The organism is Streptomyces sp. NPDC058620, from assembly GCF_042717135.1.
Classification (GTDB): Bacteria; Actinomycetota; Actinomycetes; order Streptomycetales; family Streptomycetaceae; genus Streptomyces.
Map to the genome: position 1 here is coordinate 22,262 of NZ_JBHXQO010000031.1, position 15,937 is coordinate 38,198.

14 protein-coding genes and 1 pseudogene are annotated in these 15,937 nt (G+C 69.8%); 9 read left to right on the top strand and 6 right to left on the bottom strand.

All coding sequences use genetic code 11. The features are described 5' to 3' along the window. Window positions 1-23: 23 nt before the first annotated feature. Window positions 24-1,151 carry a ferrochelatase gene (locus ACFWSK_RS24865; protein WP_383790159.1) on the bottom strand — a complete coding sequence of 376 codons (1,128 nt, stop codon included), beginning with the start codon at window positions 1,149-1,151 and terminating at the stop codon, window positions 24-26. 127 nt (window positions 1,152-1,278) lie between these two features. Here ACFWSK_RS24865 and ACFWSK_RS24870 point away from each other — a divergent pair, with 127 nt between their 5' ends. Both ACFWSK_RS24870 and ACFWSK_RS24875 read left to right on the top strand, forming a co-directional pair. After that, complete coding sequence (locus tag ACFWSK_RS24870) at window positions 1,279-2,526, top strand: MFS transporter (protein ID WP_383790161.1); 1,248 nt, start codon at window positions 1,279-1,281, stop codon at window positions 2,524-2,526. After that, the gene (locus ACFWSK_RS24875; protein WP_383790163.1) at window positions 2,483-3,805 is read left to right on the top strand and encodes a D-arabinono-1,4-lactone oxidase; all 1,323 of its coding nucleotides are present in this window, start codon (window positions 2,483-2,485) and stop codon (window positions 3,803-3,805) included. The genes ACFWSK_RS24870 and ACFWSK_RS24875 overlap by 44 nt, the downstream gene beginning before the upstream one ends. Before the next feature lie 57 nt (window positions 3,806-3,862). Here ACFWSK_RS24875 and ACFWSK_RS24880 read toward each other — a convergent pair whose 3' ends face one another. After that, entirely contained in the window at window positions 3,863-4,924 is a 1,062-nt protein-coding gene (locus ACFWSK_RS24880) for a hypothetical protein (protein ID WP_383790165.1), read from the bottom strand. A gap of 495 nt (window positions 4,925-5,419) precedes the next feature. On the opposite strand from ACFWSK_RS24880, the gene sepH reads away from it, so the two are divergent. Then, entirely contained in the window at window positions 5,420-6,484 is a 1,065-nt protein-coding gene (gene sepH / locus ACFWSK_RS24885) for a septation protein SepH (RefSeq protein WP_383790167.1), read from the top strand. 91 nt (window positions 6,485-6,575) lie between these two features. Here sepH and ACFWSK_RS24890 read toward each other — a convergent pair whose 3' ends face one another. Continuing rightward, window positions 6,576-7,406 (bottom strand): sulfurtransferase, encoded by an 831-nt coding sequence (locus tag ACFWSK_RS24890; protein ID WP_383790170.1) that lies wholly within the window; start codon window positions 7,404-7,406, stop codon window positions 6,576-6,578. Window positions 7,407-7,642: 236 nt separating this feature from the next. Here ACFWSK_RS24890 and ACFWSK_RS24895 point away from each other — a divergent pair, with 236 nt between their 5' ends. Next, window positions 7,643-8,419 (top strand): VOC family protein, encoded by a 777-nt coding sequence (locus ACFWSK_RS24895; protein ID WP_383790172.1) that lies wholly within the window; start codon window positions 7,643-7,645, stop codon window positions 8,417-8,419. A 316-nt stretch (window positions 8,420-8,735) separates the two neighbouring features. On the opposite strand, the gene ACFWSK_RS24900 is transcribed toward ACFWSK_RS24895, so the two are convergent. Further along, complete coding sequence (locus ACFWSK_RS24900; RefSeq protein WP_383790175.1) at window positions 8,736-9,257, bottom strand: SMI1/KNR4 family protein; 522 nt, start codon at window positions 9,255-9,257, stop codon at window positions 8,736-8,738. A 19-nt stretch (window positions 9,258-9,276) separates the two neighbouring features. Continuing rightward, window positions 9,277-10,449, bottom strand: coding sequence for a DNRLRE domain-containing protein (locus ACFWSK_RS24905; RefSeq protein WP_383790178.1), 1,173 nt, complete (start codon window positions 10,447-10,449; stop codon window positions 9,277-9,279). An 863-nt stretch (window positions 10,450-11,312) separates the two neighbouring features. Here ACFWSK_RS24905 and ACFWSK_RS24910 point away from each other — a divergent pair. From ACFWSK_RS24910 to ACFWSK_RS24925, 4 genes and pseudogenes are all read left to right on the top strand, one after another. Further along, complete coding sequence (locus tag ACFWSK_RS24910) at window positions 11,313-11,825, top strand: MmpS family transport accessory protein (protein WP_383790181.1); 513 nt, start codon at window positions 11,313-11,315, stop codon at window positions 11,823-11,825. Then, a complete protein-coding gene (locus ACFWSK_RS24915) occupies window positions 11,822-12,958 on the top strand; it encodes an N-acetylmuramoyl-L-alanine amidase (RefSeq protein ID WP_383790184.1) in 1,137 nt (378 codons plus the stop codon). The genes ACFWSK_RS24910 and ACFWSK_RS24915 overlap by 4 nt, the downstream gene beginning before the upstream one ends. A 273-nt stretch (window positions 12,959-13,231) precedes the next feature. Continuing rightward, a pseudogene (locus ACFWSK_RS24920) lies at window positions 13,232-13,465 on the top strand (transposase); the annotation flags it as partial. A 68-nt stretch (window positions 13,466-13,533) separates the two neighbouring features. Further along, window positions 13,534-14,169: a transposase gene (locus tag ACFWSK_RS24925; RefSeq protein ID WP_383790187.1), complete on the top strand. Its 636-nt coding sequence runs from the start codon at window positions 13,534-13,536 to the stop codon at window positions 14,167-14,169. Window positions 14,170-14,233: 64 nt separating this feature from the next. On the opposite strand, the gene ACFWSK_RS24930 is transcribed toward ACFWSK_RS24925, so the two are convergent. Beyond that, window positions 14,234-15,067 (bottom strand): MBL fold metallo-hydrolase, encoded by an 834-nt coding sequence (locus ACFWSK_RS24930; protein ID WP_383790190.1) that lies wholly within the window; start codon window positions 15,065-15,067, stop codon window positions 14,234-14,236. A 47-nt stretch (window positions 15,068-15,114) separates the two neighbouring features. On the opposite strand from ACFWSK_RS24930, the gene ACFWSK_RS24935 reads away from it, so the two are divergent. Continuing rightward, the gene (locus ACFWSK_RS24935) at window positions 15,115-15,573 is read left to right on the top strand and encodes a MerR family transcriptional regulator (protein WP_383790192.1); all 459 of its coding nucleotides are present in this window, start codon (window positions 15,115-15,117) and stop codon (window positions 15,571-15,573) included. Window positions 15,574-15,937: the final 364 nt, after the last annotated feature.

Below are 15,937 nucleotides of genomic sequence, written 5' to 3' on the forward strand. Positions count from 1 at the left end.
GGATTGCGGTCAGTGCGCGGGCCCTACGCGAACGGGCTGTCCGCGCCCGCGGCGGCGGGCTTCGGGGTGCGGGCCGGGCAGCAGCCGACCGGGCAGAGGTCGTGGCCGGGGCCGAGCGCGCCGAGGGCGCACCGCTCCACCGCACGTCCCCGCTCGGTCGCCGTGCGTTCCATGACCAGCTCGCGGACGGCCGCGGCGAACCGGGGGTCGGCGCCGACGGTCGGGGACCTCCGTACGGGCAGACCGAGCTCGGCGGCCTTGGCGGTGGCCTCGGTGTCGAGGTCGTACAGGACTTCCATGTGGTCCGAGACGAAGCCGATGGGGACCATCACGACCGCCGGGGCCCCCGCGCCGTGGACAGCCTCCAGGTGGTCACAGATGTCGGGCTCCAGCCACGGGATGTGCGGGGCGCCGCTGCGCGACTGGTAGACGAGCTGCCACGGGTACTCGATGCCGGTCCGCTCACGCACCGCGTCGACGATCACACGGGCGACGTCGAGGTGCTGGGCGACGTAGGCCCCGCCGTCGCCGTGCGCCTCCTCGGGGCCGGAGGTGTCGGCGGCGGCGGTGGGGATGGAGTGCGTCGTGAAGGCGAGGTGCGCGCCCGCCGCGATGTCCTCGGGCAGGCCGGCCAGCGCGGCCAGCACGCCCTCCGTCATGGGCTCCACGAAACCGGGGTGGTTGAAGTAGTGCCGCAGCTTGTCCACGCGCGGCACGGGCAGCCCCTCGGCCTCCAGGACCGCGAGCGACTCCGCGAGATTCTCGCGGTACTGACGGCAGCCGGAGTACGAGGCGTAGGCACTGGTGGCGAGCACGGCGATACGGCGGTGTCCGGCTGTGACCATCTCGCGCAGGGTGTCGGTGAGGTACGGCGCCCAGTTGCGGTTGCCCCAGTACACCGGCAGGTCCGGGCCGTGGTCCGCGAAGTCCTTGCGCAGGGCGTCGAGCAGGGCCCTGTTCTGCCCGTTGATGGGGCTGACGCCGCCGAAGAGGAAGTAGTGCTTGCCGACTTCCTTCAGCCGCTCCTCTGGGATGCCCCGGCCGCGGGTCACGTTCGCCAGGAACGGGACCACGTCGTCCGGGCCTTCGGGGCCGCCGAAGGAGAGCAGCAGCAGGGCGTCGTAGAGAGCGGGATCGCGCAGATCGGACATGCACCCGATCCTGCCACCCGGGTCCGACAGGGCCGCAACCGACATCCCTCCAGGTATCGGACACCCGGTTCCGCCCGTAAGCTGTATCGGCCATCTTCACGCGTGACAGGCTCGACCGGAGTGCCCCTTGCCCAGCCCCTACCGCGCCATCTTCGCCGCCCCCGGCTCCAAGGGGTTCTCGACGGCCGGATTCCTCGGCAGGATGCCGTTGTCCATGATGGGCATCGGCGTCGTGACCATGATCTCCCAGATCACCGGCCGGTACGGGCTGGCCGGCGCGCTGTCGGCCACGCTGGCCATGGCGGCGGCCGTCTTCGGCCCGCAGATCTCCCGGCTGGTCGACCGGTACGGACAGCGCCGGGTGCTGCGCCCGGCCACGCTGGTCTCCGTGGCGGCGGTCACCGGACTGCTCGTCTGCGCCCAGCAACGGTGGCCGGACTGGACCCTGTTCGTCTTCGCCGCGGGCGTCGGCTGCGTACCCAGTGTCGGGTCGATGACCCGGGCCCGCTGGGCGGAGATCTACCGCGGCTCGCCCCGTGAACTGCACACCGCGTACGCGTGGGAGTCGATCGTCGACGAGGTGTGCTTCATCTTCGGGCCGATCATCTCGATCGGGCTCTCCACCGCCTGGTTCCCGGAGGCCGGTCCACTGCTGGCCGGGGTGTTCCTGGCGGTCGGTGTCTTCTGGCTGACCGCACAGCGCGCCACCGAGCCGGTGCCCCACCCCAGGTCGCAGCAGTCCGGCGGCTCGGCGCTCCGCTCCCCCGGGCTCCAGGTCCTGGTGGTCACCTTCGTGGCGACCGGAACGATCTTCGGGGCGGTGGACGTGGTCACCGTGGCGTTCGCCGAGGAGCAGGGCCACAAGGCGGCGGCCAGTCTCGTCCTGGCGGTCTACGCCCTCGGGTCCTGCCTCGCCGGAGCCGTGTTCGGGCTGATGCACCTCAAGGGCAAGCCGTCCACCAGGTGGCTGGTGGGAGTCTGCGCGATGGCCGTGAGTATGATCCCCCTCCAACTGGCCGGGAACCTGCCGTTTCTGGCCGTGGCGCTCTTTGTCGCGGGCCTTGCCATCGCACCGACGATGGTGACCACCATGGCCCTCGTCGAGCAGCACGTACCGCGCGCCGAACTGACCGAGGGCATGAGCTGGACCGGTACCGGGCTCGCGGTCGGAGTGGCGCTCGGCTCCTCGGCCGCAGGCTGGGTGGTCGACGCGTCCGGAGCGGAGGCGGGGTACGCGGTGCCCACCGTGGCGGGAGCGCTCGCGGCCGCGGTGGCGTTCCTGGGGTATCGCCGGCTGGCCAAGCCGGTTCCTACGGGAGGGCGCGGGGAAGATGACCGACACCTACGCACGGACGACGACGAGCGCGTGGCGTAACTGGGCGGGGAACGTCACCGTCCGGCCCGCACGGGCCGTGACGCCCGCCTCCGTGGACGAACTCGCGGAGGTACTGCGCAGGGCGTCCGAGGACGGTCTGAAGGTGAAGCCGGTCGGCACGGGCCACTCGTTCACGGCGACCGCGGCCACCGACGGCGTCCTGATACGCCCCGATCTGCTCACCGGTATCCGGGACATCGACCGTACGGCGATGACCGTGACGGTCGAGGCCGGCACCCCGCTGAAGCGGCTCAATCTGGCGCTCGCCCGTGAGGGGCTCTCCCTCACCAACATGGGCGACATCATGGAGCAGACGGTCGCCGGGGCCACCTCGACAGGCACGCACGGCACCGGCCGCGACTCGGCGTCCATATCCGCGCAGATCCGTGCCCTCGAACTGGTCACGGCGGACGGCACGGTGCTGCGCTGCTCGGAGGCGGAGAATCCGGACGTCTTCGCCGTCGCCCGCCTGGGGCTCGGCGCACTCGGCGTGATCACCGCGATCACCTTCGCCGTGGAGCCCGTCTTCCTGCTGACGGCACGTGAGGAGCCGATGACCTTCGACCGGGTCACGGCCGACTTCGACCGGCTCTTCACCGAGAACGAGCACTTCGAGTTCTACTGGTTCCCGCACACCGGCAACTGCAACACCAAGCGCAACAACCGCAGCGCGGGCCCCGCCGCCCCGCCCGGCAGGATCGGCGCCTGGGTGGACGACGAGCTGCTGTCGAACGGCATCTTCCAGGTCGCCTGCTCGCTCGGCCGGGCGGTCCCCGCGACCATCCCGTCGATCGCCAGGCTCTCCAGCAGGGCCCTGTCCGCCCGTACGTACACCGACATCCCGTACAAGGTCTTCACCAGCCCGCGCCGGGTGCGCTTCATGGAGATGGAGTACGCGCTGCCGCGGGAGAGCGCCGTCGAGGCACTGCGCGAGGTCAAGGCCATGATCGACCGCTCGCCCCTGCGGATCAGCTTCCCGGTGGAGGTCAGGACCGCACCCGCCGACGACATCGCGCTCTCGACGGCTTCGGGCCGCGAGAGCGCGTACATCGCCGTGCATCTGTACCGGGGCACGCCCTACCAGGCGTACTTCACCGCGGTGGAGCGGATCATGACCGCCCACGGCGGACGTCCACACTGGGGCAAGATCCACACCCGGGACGCCGCGTACCTGGCCGGGGTCTACCCCCGGTTCGGCGAGTTCACCGCCGTGCGCGACCGGCTCGACCCGGACCGGCTGTTCGGCAACGACTACCTGCGCCGCGTACTGGGCGACTGACGCGACGGCACCGGGCCGTTTCGGGCCCGGTGCCGGGTGCTCGCGTGCCGTCCGTCGTCAGCCGCCGGCGGTTCCGGTGCCGGGGGTCGCCTCGTCCTGCTGCACCGGAGCCTCGCCCGTGCCGGTCGGGTCCGGGGTGGCCGTGGCGCCGTCCTCCGGCGCCGTCGGGGTGGGCGTGGGCGACGGGGTGGTCACGTCGGAGCCGGAGGGCGTGGGCGTCGGCTCCGCTGTCGTGCCGTCACCTTCCCGGTCAGGGTTCGTGCTCGCGCCGTCGCCCTGATCCGTTCCCGGTGCCGTGCTGCTGTCGGAGGACGGGTCCTGGTCCGTGCCCTGCTCCTGGTCGGTGCTGCTGGAGGGCGCGGGTCCGGCCGGCCCCGAGCCCTGGTCCCCGCCCCGTACGACGGAGCCGAACGTCGTTCCCCGGCCGCCGCTCAGGTCGTTGCCGGAGACGAGCTCGAACGCGGTGATCCCGATCATCGTCAGCGCGAAGACCGCGACAGCCGCGAGCGCCGACTTCTTCCAGCCCCGCACGCGCGTGCCGTGCGTGGTGGCGCCGGAGAACGCGTCGTCCGGCCCGCCTGCCGCCGCCGTCCCGGTCCGGTGGTTCACCTGCCCGAGCAGCTGGGTGCGTTCGGGATCGGGCTTCAGCAGCCGCGTACGGTCCGGATCGGGGTCCAGCGGCTGCGTACGGTCCGTGCCGGGCTTCAGGAGCCGGGTGCGGTCGAGGTCGAGCATCTGCGTGCGGTCGAGGTCGGTCCGCACCGTCCGCAGCACGGTCGTCGCGTCGTCCGCCGGCTGCTGCCGTGCCTGCTGTCCGTACCCCGCCGGAGTCGTCTCCCTCGTCCGTACGGTCACCTGGCGGCCCGCCGGGTGCTTCACGTGGACCGTGACCTCGCGGATCTGCTCGCCCGTACGGCGGAAGAAGTGCTGGAAGACGGAGCCTCCACAGGTGGCGACGACACTCATCACCCCCGCGCCGAGGATCGTTCCGTACACGCCCAGTTGCGAGGCCATGACGGCTGCGGCGACCGCTGCCACAGCACTGCCGGCAACCTGCGGCAGACTCAGATCTATGCGCCTTTCCTTGGGTTCTATGTCACTTTCCGGCTTACCGACCATTACCTGCCCCTGCTTGACATCGCTCCCACCATGCACCAAGAACGGACCTTTGGGCGAAGTGAATAGTTCCGATTCTGGCGATTCTGTGAAGCAGAACACGCATTGCGCACATATGACCGGTCGGCGTGAGAGTCAACTCCCGCCCCCCGCGAGAACTTCGGCGGCGCGCCGCTCCACTCGCGTGGCCCGAATGGAGTACTGTTGCGAGCCCTGGGGCTGGACTCCCGCATGGGTTTCCGAGCTTTACGGGAGGGGGCCGAAGACGGCACTCGAACCGGCGGCGCCGCGGCATCGCACGGCGCCTGCGACACGGAGTGACTATCGGTCACTGTGCGTCGCACAAAGGTAACCGTGCCACCACGGCGCTCAAGGGCCAAGGCCCGACACGCCGGGTAACTTGGCAAGGTTGTGGCAGGCTGCACCCGGGCAGGCCACACTCGACTAGCGGAAGCAGCGACGCACGTGACGTCGGCAGGCACCACCCGGGAGGTTCCCATGCCCGAACTGCGTGTCGTGGCCGTCTCAAACGACGGCACACGACTGGTGCTCAAGGCTGCGGACAGCACGGAGTACACGCTTCCGATCGATGAGCGGCTGCGCGCCGCCGTGCGCAACGACCGCGCCCGGCTCGGCCAGATCGAGATCGAGGTGGAGAGTCACCTCCGTCCCCGCGACATCCAGGCCCGGATACGCGCCGGTGCCTCCGCGGAGGAGGTCGCTCAGTTCGCCGGCATCCCCGTGGACCGCGTACGCCGCTTCGAGGGCCCCGTGCTCGCGGAGCGTGCCTTCATGGCCGAGCGGGCCCGGAAGACGCCCGTACGCCGTCCCGGCGAGAACACCGGCCCCCAGCTCGGCGAGGCGGTCCAGGAGCGCCTCCTGATGCGCGGCGCCGACAAGGAAACGGTCCAGTGGGACTCGTGGCGCCGCGACGACGGCACCTGGGAAGTCCTCCTGGTCTACCGGGTCGCGGGCGAGCCCCACTCGGCGAGCTGGACGTACGACCCGCCCCGGCGGCTCGTCCAGGCCGTGGACGACGAAGCACGCTCGCTGATCGGCGAGACCGACGACGTCGCCGCGCCGGAACCCAGCTTCCCCTTCGTACCCCGGATCGCGCGGCTGCCGCGCGACCGGCCGCTGGACCGTGCCCTGGACCGCCAGATGGAGCGGCCTTCTCCGCCACCGCCCCCCGAGCCCGAGGAACACATCGGCGGGGTGTCGGCCGTGGAGCGCGACTCGCTGACCAGCCTGCTGGAGGCTGTGCCGAGCTTCCGTGGCGACATGGTCGTACCGGAACGGCCCTCGCCGCCGGAGCCGCCCGCCATCGAGCCCGCGGTCCAGGAGCCCGAAGCGGACGAGCCGCCCGCGGCGGCGGCTTCCGCGGGGGCGGGGTCGGCGTACGCGGACGTACTGATGCCCCGTGCGGTGGCCGGCCATCGCGACCGGCTCACCGGGACGACGGACCGGCAGGCCGAGGCGGACGGCGTCCGTCCGGGCCGCCGGGCAGCGGTACCCAGCTGGGACGAGATCGTGTTCGGTACGCGCCGGAAGAAGCAGGACTGACGCCGGTGATCACGGCGTGACGAGGGCCCGTACGCGACGGCGTACGGGCCCTCGCCCTGTCCTGGGGCGGGAACCGGCCCCGCGCGGGGTGTTACTGGGGGTCCGGGCCCGTCGCTACCGGCCGGGAGGCGTCGGAGGACCACTCGGACCAGGACCCCGCGTACAGAGCCGCCCGGTATCCGGCGAGCTCCAGAGCCAGCACCTCATGGGCGCCGGAGACGCCCGAGCCGCAGTAGACGCCGACCGCACGTGCGTCCCCGTCGGCTCCCAGCCCGCTGAACCGGGAGGCCAGCACGTCGGCCGCCAGGAACCGCCCGTCCTCGCCGACGTTCTCCGCGGTAGGCGCCGAGACGGCGCCCGGGATGTGGCCGCCGACCCGGTCGATCGGTTCCACGTCGCCCCGGTAGCGCTCGGCGGCCCGCGCGTCGAGCAGCAGCCCGGAACGGGCCAGTGCGGCCGCCCCGTCCGCGTCCAGCAGCGCCAGCGCCCCCGGCGCGGGCCGGAAGTCGCCCTCGGCGGGCGCCGGCGTCTCGGTCGACAGCTCACCGGTCCAGGCCGCGAGACCGCCGTCCAGCACCCTGACGTCGCGGTGCCCGGTCCAGCGCAGCAGCCACCAGGCGCGCGCCGCCGCCCATCCCTGACCGCCGTCGTACACCACCACGGGAGTGTCGCGGGAGACCCCGGCGCGGCGCATCACCGCCCCGAACTCCTCCGGGTCGGGCAGGGGATGCCGGCCGCCCTTGCCCGCCGGGCCCGCCAGCTCCGCGTCGAGATCGACGAAGACCGCACCGGGCAGGTGCCCGGCCTCGTAGTCCGGGCGGCCGTGCGGACCGCCCAGTCGCCAACGGACGTCCAGGAGCACCGGCGGACGTGGCCCCGCCGACTCGCCGGCATATTCGGATGCGGTGATGATGGGCTTCATGAGTGCCATCCTCGCGCAGGAGTCAGCCAACCTGTAGCGATTCCGATGCGGATATTCCCTCCCAAATCGGACCCTCTGTGTCGAGAAGCCGTCGAAAGGCGGCGCGGCCGGGGCGCGTCAGGCGTCAGGTGGTGCAAGCATCTGCACGGGAGCACATCACCTCCACCATCCCGGGCCGGTGTACCGGTCCTGTCCTTTCGTACGGCCACCACAACGGTCCGAGGAGAGAGAAGACGATGACCGAGGCTGCCGAGCGGCGCACACCCGGAACGCCGTGCTGGGTAAGTCTGATGGTGCACGGCCTGACGGCCACCCAGGAGTTCTACGCAGCCCTGTTCGGCTGGGAGTTCCGGCCGGGGCCCGATCAACTCGGGCCCTACGTCCGTGCACTGCTCGACGGCAAGGAGGTCGCGGGGCTCGGACAGCTGCCCCCCGACCGGCACCTGCCGATCGCCTGGACGACCTATCTCGCCACCGACGACGCCGACCTCACCGCGGAGACGATCCGCTCCTGCGGGGGCACGGTCGCGGTCGGACCCATCGACGCGGGCGAGGCCGGCCGGCTGGCCATCGCCTCCGACCCGAGCGGGGCGGTCTTCGGCCTCTGGCAGGCCGCCGCCCACACCGGGACGGCCCTGGCGGGCACCCCGGGGACACCGGTCTGGAACGAGTTGGTGACCCGGGAGACCGCGACGGTCGGCAAGTTCTACCAGTCGGTCTTCGGATTCGATGCCGAGGCGGTCGTCTCCGCCGACTTCGACTACCAGACGCTGCACGTGGACGGCCGCCCCGTCGCCTCGATGCACGGCGTGGGTCACGCGCTGCCGCGCGACCGGGGACCGCACTGGATGACCCACTTCGAGGTCGCCGACACCGACGAGGCCGCGACCCGGGTGGTCGAGCTCGGCGGGCACGTCCTCCAGCCGCCGAGGGACAGCACGACGGGCCGGCTGGCGACCGTCTCCGACCCGGAGGGCGCGGTCTTCACGATCGTACGGTCGGCCGCCGACTGAGCCGGCCCCGGGGCGTCACGCGTTCGGGCGGATCCGGTCCGGATGATGCGGTTGTCCGGCATCACCTCTGCACTGCGATCCACTACGGCCTCACCTCACCGCCCACCCCGAAGCACTTCACCGTCGCCCCCACCCGGGCATGAAAGGCACGCTGTCTGAGGACGCCGGAACGATCGCCGATCAACTCCGCCGAGGATGCCCGTAACGATCAACGGAGCCCCACCATCTGATGGTGGGGCTCCGTTGATCGTTACGGGGAGATCTTCATGCGGTGGCACCCCCTGTCACCAGGAAAGGAGATACCACCGCATTCATTTCACGGCAGGAATTCGAAGAACGGACGGTCAGGCGCGACGTTGCGAGAACACACCGTCACGTCCTCACCCCTGAGATAAGCCAGCAACCATTCGCTGAACGTCATCTCGTGGAGAGTGTGGGCCGGGCTGTCCAACTCCTGGACCAGGACGCGCCAGGGCGAAGAGGGTTCGTCAGGAACGCGAAGGAATATCCATTCCCCCGTCGTGGCCGACGCCACTGGCATCAACTCACCGGGGTTCGCCCCTACCGGGCTTGGCAGGAACTCTGCCATGTCCTCCTCGCGCCAGAACTCGAGATCCTCCCTGACGTTCTTTCCCAGGCTGTGCAGGAGATGGCCGGCGGGATGCTTCAGATACAACTGCCCGTTGACCGAGATCGAACCATAGGCGTCCACGATCTCGCGGAAGTCCGAGGGGAATTCGATACCGAGTTCCCGCTCCAGTTCGATCCATGGTGCCGGATCGGACCAGTTGAACCGAGGTTCACCCAACAGGGCTTGGATCTCTGAAAGCGTTGCCACCACTAGGCCCCTTCCCCTTCTAGCACGTCGAGCCGATGCCGCTCGAGGAGTTGATCGCGGTACACGAGTAGGTGTCCGTGATATTCCCCTGAGGTCCGTATACGGTCATTCCCACCTGAACGGTTGTTGGAACCGCCGAATGAGGGTCTCCGTATCCTTGGGGTCGGTGACTGCCCTGAGGTTGCCGAAGGTGCCGTAGCCGAACTTCCACTTCCGGCCCTCGGAAAACGTTGTGCGCCTCGACCTGGTAGGTACCGTCCTCGGGAAGGCTCGGCTGCCAGGTGTACGTGCCACCCGCGACCGAGTCCTTGTTGTACAGGTAGTCCTGGTTGACCGCGTACTGCGTGTACGCCGTGTTCCCCGACGCGGGCCAGGCGCCGACGGCGGCCGTCCGTCCGGCGTCGCCGTCGTCCACCACGACCGCCGTGCCCGACAGCTCACCGGTGATCGCGTTGGCGCTGTTCCAGGTGGCCTGGTCCTCGGTCCACGCCTGCGTGGCGCGGTGCGCCTCCAGTTGGACCTCGGTGTCACCCGCGGTGTGGGTCTGGTCGTAGTACAGCTTCAGATCGGCCGAGTCGAGCTTCGTGCCGGCCGGTACGCCGGTCAGCGGGAACCGCATCAGCGCACGCGAGGAGCCGGTGCTGGTGTTGCCGACCGACAGCCGCCAGTTGTCGTCGTAGTTCGTCCCCGGACCGTCCGAGGAGATCATCACGTCTTGCGCCGTCGTCGGCGTCGGAGCGATCAAAATCGTCGGATCGACCGTCACCGGGTACTGCCGCTCCGGCGCGGCCAGCCACTTCGCATCGGGCGTGACCGTGAGCTTCCAGCCCTTGCCGGCCCTGGTGAGCTTCTGGCTGACCGTCTTGCTGTACGCGAACCCGTACGGCGACCGGGCGTCCTTCCTGGCGTCCGTCATGAACGCCGCGGGGATCACCAGTACGGGATTCGCGGCCTCGCCGTAGAAGGAGACCGAACCGTCCTTGCCCGGCTTCGGCGTCAGCCCATCGGCGTCCAGCGTGAAGGTGAAGGAGACCGGGCCAGTGGGCCTCCGGTCCAGGACTATGTTCTCCTTCACCCGGCCCGGACCGACCTGGTACGACAGGTCCGCACCGGCCACGGCGTCCTTGTACGTGACGGTGTCACCCTCGGCGACGGGGGCGAGCTTGTCCGCGCCCTCGAGACCCAGGGTCACCGCATGCCCGTCACCGGCCTCGAACCGCAGCAGCTTGCGAGGGTCCGACCCGAACCAACTACGAGCGGCGTTGGTCGTGTTGCCGAAGTCGAGGCTTTCGGCGCCGGTCGCGGTGACCGTCGGGTCGATGTCCTTCCACGACTCCCTGCCCGATACCCCGTCGGCACCGCCGACACCTCGGCCTGCACCCGGCCGTCGGAGAGCTTCCAGTACCGGGCATTCGCCGTACGACTGCCCGTCAGTTCCGCGACGCGCTTCGCTTTCCCGGCCGCCTTGCCCTTCGGCAGCTTCTCCCGGCTCGGCAGCACCGGAGTCCCACCGGTCGACGGCTCGTTCGGCCCGTCCGACTCGCCCTCATCGTCCGAGAACCAGCCCGCGAGGGCATCGACGACGCCCTCGCGGCTATCACCCGAAACCGGTGCCGCATAAGCGACTTGTGGCAGCATGGTCCCGGCGACCGCCGAGACCACGAGGCAGGCTATCGCCCGCCCGTATCTTGCTTTCACGCCATTCCCTTCATGGGCACCCATCCCGCGCGAGGCGGGACAGGCACACCGACGCGCGCCGGCGCGGGCACTCCGTCACCGGTCACGGTGGACCTGACCTCGGCCGGAACTCCTCAAGGCATGCAGAACGAGACCTTCCGCATACGGGGAAGTGGCCTTGCCAGGGGTGAGCCGATCGTGGCGGGGGGATTCTTCAGCACTGAGGTGATGGTTCGTCAATCACGCACGCATACAGGGCGTTTAGCGGACCAGGTCGATGACAATTGAGGGGTCCTGCCCGAATTTTCCGCTGCCTGGCATCCCTCGATACTGATGGTGTATAACCCAAGCGAATTTGCTTCGACCGAAAGCGCGGCCATGCCCACGACAGAAGAGCCGGGAAGCCCGGCAGAGTCGGAAATCCCGGACACCACGACGGCTTACCCGTCCCGGGACGACCGAGGCGTCGACCGCCGAGGTATCGCCGTCGCGTCGGCGTTGCTGCTCGCGTGCGGCGTGTTCGTGGCGTACGGAGTCCTCGACTCCAAAGACGCGCCTGCGCCCCAGCAGGCCGTGCCCGTCGCCGGCGTGACGTACGAGGTGCTCGGCGAGGGCGCCGCCGACATCTCCTACCGCGGTCCGGGTGGCGACAAGGCGACCGTGGTCACGAACGCCCGTCTCCCGTGGAAGAAGACCGTGAGCGTCCCGCTCGGCGCTTCCTCGATCGTCAACGTCACCCTCGGCGAAAAGGGCGGCACGGCCAGCTGCACCCTCGCTGTACGCGGCAGGCACGTCCAACGTGCCACCGCCACCGGCGCCTTCGGCCGAACCACGTGCAGCAGTGAACTTCCCGCACCCGAAGTATCCGCAGCCTCTGAAGGAGCCCCGTGACCGAGCAGTTCCCCTTCCGTCGTACGGCCAGGGTCGCGGCGGCAACCGCCGTTGCCCTCGCGTCCCTCGGTCTCACCTTCCCGGCCCAGGCCGTCGCGGAGATCTCGACCGCCAACGGCGTGCGGAGCATCGCGTTGCACGGGCCCGATCCCGCGCGGCGAGCGTTGTCCGCGCGCCCCACCGAACCGTTCAGCATGCTGGGCGTCACCTGGGACGACCCGCGTGCCCAGCTCGGCGGTACGGCTCAGGTCCGCACCCGCTCCAGCGTCACCGGCGCCTGGTCGGGGTGGCGTGAGCTCGACCTCGACGTGCGTACGCCCGAGTTGGGGCCCGACAGCGGCACGGCAGGCGTGCGCGCCGGTACCCAGCCGCTGTGGACGGGCCCGTCCGACGGTGTGCAGGTGCGGGTGACCGGGCAGCACGGCGCGCCGTCGAAGCTGCCAGGTGGGCTCCGCGTGGAGCTGGTGAACCCGGCCGTCGCCGGGGCCCCCGCCACGGCGGCCTCGTCCGCCGTGGCGAACACCGCTCCGCAGCCCGCTGTCATCCCGCGCTCCGGCTGGAGCGCCGACGAGTCGCTGGTAAAGGACCCGGCGACATACACGACCGACACCAAGGTCGTTTTCGCCCACCACACCGCCGGCACCAACGACTACACCTGCGACAAGTCCCCGGACATCATCCGCGCGATCTTCCTGTACCACGTGCAGAGCCAGGGTTGGAACGACATCGGCTACCACTTCCTCGTCGACAAGTGCGGCACCGTGTTCGAGGGCCGCGGGGGCGGCATCGACAAGCCCGTCCTCGGCGCGCAGACCTACGGCTTCAACACCGACACCGCCGGCATCGCGGTCCTCGGCAACTACAACGACGCCCTCTCCACGCCTTCCGTACGGGGGGCGGTCGCCGCCGTCGCCGCCTGGAAGCTCGGGCTTTACGGATACGACGCCGCCGGGACCGTCGCACTCACCGCCGCCGCCGACAACGGCAAGTACACCAAGGGCCAGAAGGTCACCCTGAACCGGATCTCCGGCCACCGCGACGGCTACCCCACCGAGTGCCCCGGTAACAACCTGTACGCCGACCTGCCCGCGATCCGCACGCTCGCTTCGGCCGAGCAAGCCACGCAGCCTTGATCACAGCGCACATCACCACGCGCCAGGACGATCGTGGCGGTGCCCGCGATCGCCGCTCGCACGGCCCGACGTAGTTGATCACGTCGGGACGGCGGGCTGTCTGACGGGTGGCCAGGTAAGCGAAAAGTGCCTCTGACCAGCAAGAATAAGGATTGTCGAGGTCCTTGTTCCTGCTCCAGCCGGAGGCACTTCTCAGGTGAAGAAGAGCATCGGGTCGTACCGCGTGTCCGCGTTGAGGGCGGTGGCCGCGGAGTGGTGTCCCAGGCCGGAGCCGTGCTGCTGGTCGAGACGGTCCGCAAGGCCGGGTTGGACCGGGCGATTATCCGCGGCGCTGACGCCATGGCGGCGCCCAGGGCCGTGCATGATCCGGGCAAGATACTGCTGGACGTGGCCCTCTCAGTCGCGCTGGGTGGAGACTGCCTCGCGGATGTCGGGATGCTGCGGGCCGAGCCGGCCGTGTTCGGGCCGGTGGCCTCCGACCCGACCGTCTCCCGCCTCATCGACAGCCTCGTTGCCGCTGGGCCGAAGGCCCTCTCCGCGATACGGGCCGCGCGGGCCGAAGTGCGAGAGCACGTATGGAACATGGCCGACACCGCGGCCCCGGATGCCGCAGGAACACCGCCGCCGACCACATCACCACGGCCCATCTCGCCCTGGCCCAACTGCCGAAGAAGTACCGGCGTGGACGCCAGACACTGATCCGTACCGACTCCGCGGGCGGAACACACCAGTTCACATCCTGGCTCGCCCAGCGGGGCAGATGGCTGTCGTACTCGGTCGGCATGAGCATCACCGACGCCCACCGCCAGCGGGCGCGGGCCGAGGACCGCATCCGGGCCGCCCGCGCGACCGGCCTGCGCAACCTGCCCCTGCACAAGACGGCACAGAACCAGATCTGGCTGGAGATCGTCCGGCTCGCCCTCGACCTGCTGGCCCGGATGCCCATGCTCGCTCTGACCAGCGAAACCCGCAGGTGGGAGCCCCGCCGTCTCCGACTCCGCCTGTTCTCCGCAGTCGCCCAGATCGCCACGACGGCCCGCCGCCGGCACCTGAGATTCGCACGCCACTGGCCCTGGATCGACGTGATCACCGACGCCCTGACACGACTCGAGGCCCTCCCTAACCCCGGGCCATCGGCGACGAAATGGGCCACCGACTCCGTCGGCGGCCCACATGAAGGATCGAGGTTAGCCGGCCTGGACATGTTGTGAGTTCGGCCCAGAGAAAGGTGAACAGTCTACCGAGAGGCGCGTAGCAAGCGGCCTGGCTTCCACCTCACCCCAGCCGACCAGCCTGGGTGACGTCAACCACGTAGCGGGCGAATTCCCAAGGGTCGTGGGCGGAAAAGACCTCGACCTGATCGCCGTGGTCGTGGATCAGTTCGCGTAGGCGTGCTTGCGTCCCGAGCCGCAGGTCACGAGAGACCTGCGAACTGGTCTGAACGATGTCGAGTAGCGGGTGGACCTCCCTCGGATTCTCGATCTCGCGGTGGTAGTAGTACGCATCGCCGCAATGCAGGAGCCATCGGTCCCCGTCCTGGACAGCGATGCCGGTGTGGCCGGCGGTGTGGCCCCCCAGGGGAATGAGTTTGATCTCTTGTGGCAGCCCCTTCGGCTGCAGGGCAGTGAAGCCGAACCACTGTTCGCCGGAGTCGGGCTCGGAGCCGTAGGTGATCCAGCGGGGCTCGTGTGTCCAGTGGGCAGGCCGATAGCGGAAGCTGGGGGCCTGAGAGCGGGCCGCATCGAGTTCGGACGCGAGGACGTGGACATCGGCGCCCGGAAAGTCGGGCAGACCACCGCTGTGGTCGACATCCAGGTGGGTCACGATGACGTGCCGCACGTCGGACGGCTTGTGGCCCAGCCGGGCTATCTGCCGGACGGCTGTCTCCTCCTCGTCGAGCGCCGGCTGCGCCATCGCTACCCAGTCCGCACCGAGGGTGCCGCGCGGATCCCGGACGTCGCCCAGGCCGAGGCCGGTTTCGACCAGCACGAGACCGGCGGTGTCGGTCTCTATCAGCAGACAGTGGTTGACGGCAGGTGCGGGCCTCGGACCGTCGTAGGTGGCTTCGATCGTCAGAACCGATCCGCAGTTCAAGTGGTGAATCCTCATGCTGACTAGACTGCTACTTGAACTGCGCTTCAAGTCAAGGAGATTGAGTGGACACATCGCTGCTGGACATCGCTGAGGTTGCCAAGGCGTCCGGATTGGCGCCTTCGGCACTCCGCTTCTACGAGAAAAATGGGCTGATCGCCGCCGCAGGCCGCAATGGGCTACGCCGCACTTACATGCCGGAGGTACTGGAGCGCCTGGCGCTGATCACGTGTGCGCGGAGCGCGGGATTCTCGATCGCCGAGATCGGGCGGTTCGTGGCTGCGCGCCCCTCCGACGCGGACCTGCGTGTACGGATGGCCACCAGAGCACGTGATCTCGATGAGCAGGTCAGCAGACTCACGCGGCTCCGCGACAGCCTCCGCCACGCGGCCGTCTGCGACTACGAACCGATCGTTGAATGCCCCGACTTCAAACGCGCCGTCGGCGATGTATCCACACCGGCAACCAAGCCGAGCGAGACTGGCCTCCTGGCCCTGGAGATGCAGGCTCCACAGGAGCGATGACGGCGGAGGGGCGCCTTCATCGCTCACCGATCCGCGAACGGGCCGCCCGGCCCTGCCTGCCTCCTGGTGCCTGGACACACCGGGAAAGTGGAACCGGGCGCTCACCCGACGCGACAGCCGGACCGCCAGCCTGCCCCGCCCCGAAAGGACCGCACCTCACAAGCACGAACCCCCTCAGCGAACCTCAGCGAACCGACGAGGACTCATGAACGATCGAGGCTAAGGCGTTCCGGACCGCAACTCGCTCACTTCGTCCGAGGCGGCGTGGGTTCCCCGAAGCCCGTCTCCCGGGCGTTGCGAGGGCCATGTCCGTCCTGACAGCCGCGCCACCGACGGCTCGTAGCCTCTCCCCAGCGCGCGGGAC

What these genes read in the sequence shown, in the direction of transcription:
- ACFWSK_RS24865 (WP_383790159.1), bottom strand. Translation starts at nt 1,151, where the DNA reads ATGTCCGATCTGCGCGATCCCGCTCTCTACGACGCCCTGCTGCTGCTC.
- ACFWSK_RS24875 (WP_383790163.1), top strand. Translation starts at nt 2,483, where the DNA reads ATGACCGACACCTACGCACGGACGACGACGAGCGCGTGGCGTAACTGG.
- ACFWSK_RS24880 (WP_383790165.1), bottom strand. Translation starts at nt 4,924, where the DNA reads ATGGTCGGTAAGCCGGAAAGTGACATAGAACCCAAGGAAAGGCGCATA.
- sepH (WP_383790167.1), top strand. Translation starts at nt 5,420, where the DNA reads ATGCCCGAACTGCGTGTCGTGGCCGTCTCAAACGACGGCACACGACTG.
- ACFWSK_RS24890 (WP_383790170.1), bottom strand. Translation starts at nt 7,406, where the DNA reads ATGAAGCCCATCATCACCGCATCCGAATATGCCGGCGAGTCGGCGGGG.
- ACFWSK_RS24895 (WP_383790172.1), top strand. Translation starts at nt 7,643, where the DNA reads ATGACCGAGGCTGCCGAGCGGCGCACACCCGGAACGCCGTGCTGGGTA.
- ACFWSK_RS24910 (WP_383790181.1), top strand. Translation starts at nt 11,313, where the DNA reads ATGCCCACGACAGAAGAGCCGGGAAGCCCGGCAGAGTCGGAAATCCCG.
- ACFWSK_RS24925 (WP_383790187.1), top strand. Translation starts at nt 13,534, where the DNA reads ATGGAACATGGCCGACACCGCGGCCCCGGATGCCGCAGGAACACCGCC.
- ACFWSK_RS24930 (WP_383790190.1), bottom strand. Translation starts at nt 15,067, where the DNA reads ATGAGGATTCACCACTTGAACTGCGGATCGGTTCTGACGATCGAAGCC.